We start from the raw sequence: 2,984 nt of genomic DNA, 5'->3' as shown, positions 1-2,984 counted from the left end.
TAACGCAGAAAAACAATTTCCATGAATTTGAGACTTACAACATTTTCCTCTGGATTTTCAAGGCGTATGTAGCCATTTATTTGGTGACAAATACGTTCAATATCACGATGGCGGTCTTTGATGTTGGCCAGCATGTGGTCAACAATGCCGCCGGGGTGATCTCCGGGAACACAGCGGTGGATGCATCAGAAGCAGTCGCAAGGATTGTGGATGCACTGGAAGATATGGAACTGGGGGATTTGTTCCTGCTATCCATGGAAACGCTGTTGATCAGTATTACCATGCGGATTCTGTCGATCATCATAACCGTTATTTTGTACGGAAGAATGATAGAAATTTACCGCGCGTCCAGAAGCGCCGCTTTTCATCCAAAGGCGGTGTGCGGGCATTTTGGGAACCCGGCTTTAGCAAGCCGGTAAAGAAAAGTATCAAAGACGTGAAAAGCGTCACTTTAGCGTCATCCGATTTACCTCGGAGGGAAACCACAAGGGGGACAATAGCGTATCGGAAAAATCGCAAGTTGGGAAAACCATCTACCCACGACTGAGCGGCAAGACGCAACATTGTGAATGAGGAGCAAGGCTAAACTGCTTTAAGGGCAGTCCGAGGCGGGATACTCGACCCGACGGCGCAGGATGGTTGTATTCGCCGTATGTCATAGCGGAATGTGACAGGTAAACACAGACCGCACGATACTTATGACAGCCAGCCGCAGTAAGCGGAAAAGGACGAAAACCCACTACCGACATCACAATACGCTTTTCCCAAAGTGTCTAACTGGAGATTGCCTAAACCGGAACGCCGGAACTATCCGGCTATGCGTAATGCCGCAAGGCGATAAATTTCAAGGGGTAAAAACCCAAGAAAGATGACGCTGAATATCCGGCATGGCAACGGAGCCTCCGTAGTAGTCCGAGGGCGGGAAAGCCGTCTACATGGCGAAGGGAGGCAGGATGTCAACCAATTCATAAAAAGGAAAGGTGCGTGAGGCATTATGAGAAGTCCTGAAAATGTGTTGGAAAGCCTAAAATCCAAGGCGTGTAACAAGAGTTACAAGTACGAGCGGTTATACCGCAACCTGTACAATCCACAATTCTATCTGCTGGCATATCAGCGGATACAGGCGAAACCAGGCAACATGACAGCCGGAACAGACGGCAAAACCATTGACGGAATGGGAATGGCAAGGATAAACGCCCTCATTGAAAAGATGCGGGATTTTAGTTATCAGCCTAACCCGGCAAGGAGAACGTATATCCCGAAATCCAATGGGAAAATGCGTCCTCTGGGGATACCGTCATTCGACGATAAACTGATACAGGAGGTGGTGCGGCTCATCTTAGAGAGTATTTATGAGCCAACCTTTAGCGACTATTCCCACGGTTTCCGTATAAACAGAAGCTGTCATACGGCACTCAAATATGTGCAGAAATATTTTACGGGGACAAAGTGGTTCGTTGAGGGAGATATAAAGGGCTGTTTTGACAACGTAGACCATCATGTGTTGATTGCTATTTTGCGAAAGCGGATTGCAGATGAACATTTCATCGGTCTGCTCTGGAAGTTCTTGAAAGCTGGATATATGGAGGATTGGAATTATCACAATACTTATTCCGGCACTCCGCAAGGCTCCATCATCAGCCCTATCCTTGCAAACATCTACATGAACGAACTGGATAGCTATATGGCAGAGTATGCAGAGAAATTCAACTGCGGAAACCGCCGTAAAATCAATCCTGCGTTCAAGAAGAAGCTGGATGTCTGCCGGGGGAAAGAACAAAGGCTTAAAAGAAATCTCTCTAAAATGAGCGAGGAAGAAAAAGAGGGCTTAATTGCAGAAATCCGGGAACTGCGGCGTAGTCTGAAATCTATGCCGTATAGCGACCAGATGGACGATAGCTATAAACGGATTTGCTATATCCGATATGCCGATGATTTCTTAATTGGAGTTATCGGCAGCAAAGAGGACGCAGAACAGATTAAACAAGATGTAGGCTGCTTTATCCGGGACAAACTCCATCTGGAAATGTCCGAGGAAAAGACATTGATTACTCATGGACACGACGCTGCGAAGTTCTTGGGATATGAGGTCACAATCGCCAAAGGCGAACACAACAAAAAGACCAAAACCGGGGCTACCAGACGGGTAAACAATGGAAAAGTCTTACTTTATGTTCCCCATGATAAGTGGGTAAAACGACTGTTCTCCTACAATGCCCTCAAGATTAAATACGACAAACAAAATGGAAACAAAGAGGTTTGGGAACCTGTCCGGCGCACTCGCCTGTTGCACTTGGACGATTTGGAAATCCTAAACCAATACAACGCAGAAATCCGTGGATTGTATAACTACTACCGACTTGCAAACAACGTGTCTGTACTCAATAACTTCTACTATGTAATGAGATACAGTATGCTCAAAACCTTTGCTGGAAAATATCGGACACGAATCAGCAGAATTATCCGCAAGTACCGTCAAGGGAAAGATTTTGTTGTGGAGTATCCGAAGAAAAACGGCAAGGTGGGAAAAGTGCTGTTCTACAATGACGGTTTCCGCCGGAATACCAAAGTAGAAAGCGGAAATCCCGATATAGTAGCACGAGCCGTTGAGAATTATGGACGCAACAGCCTGATTAAAAGACTGCAAGCGAACCAATGCGAGTGGTGCGGCGCAGAAAATGTGCCGCTTGAAATACACCATGTACGAAAACTCAAAGATTTAAGTGGCAGAAAACAATGGGAAATCGCCATGATTGGGCGTAAGCGCAAGACAATGGCACTCTGCGTCTACTGTCACGATAAGTTACACGCTGGGAAATTAGACTGACATCTGGAGAGCCGGATACGCTGAGAGGTGTAAGTCCGGTTCGGAGGGGAGTTCTCGGAAACCTACCATAGCAATATGGCAAGGCGCCGGGTTCTTACCCTACTTTATACTTCCATAGCACCAATTCCGTTTGCCACCATGACCAATAAGGAATGGG

Annotated in this window: 1 protein-coding gene and 1 pseudogene; both read left to right on the top strand. The window is 46.4% G+C overall.

The features are described 5' to 3' along the window. Window positions 1-341: pseudogene (locus tag G5B06_RS18425) on the top strand (VirB6/TrbL-like conjugal transfer protein, CD1112 family); the annotation flags it as partial. Between the two features lie 653 nt (window positions 342-994). Further along, window positions 995-2,827 carry a reverse transcriptase/maturase family protein gene (locus tag G5B06_RS18420; RefSeq protein ID WP_042958109.1) on the top strand — a complete coding sequence of 611 codons (1,833 nt, stop codon included), beginning with the start codon at window positions 995-997 and terminating at the stop codon, window positions 2,825-2,827. The last annotated feature ends 157 nt before the right edge of the window (window positions 2,828-2,984 follow it).

Source organism: Blautia luti, assembly GCF_013304735.1.
In the GTDB taxonomy this organism is placed as follows: domain Bacteria; phylum Bacillota; class Clostridia; order Lachnospirales; family Lachnospiraceae; genus Blautia_A.
The sequence above is the reverse complement of the archived record's forward strand: the minus strand, read 5'-3'. Positions and strand labels throughout refer to the sequence as shown.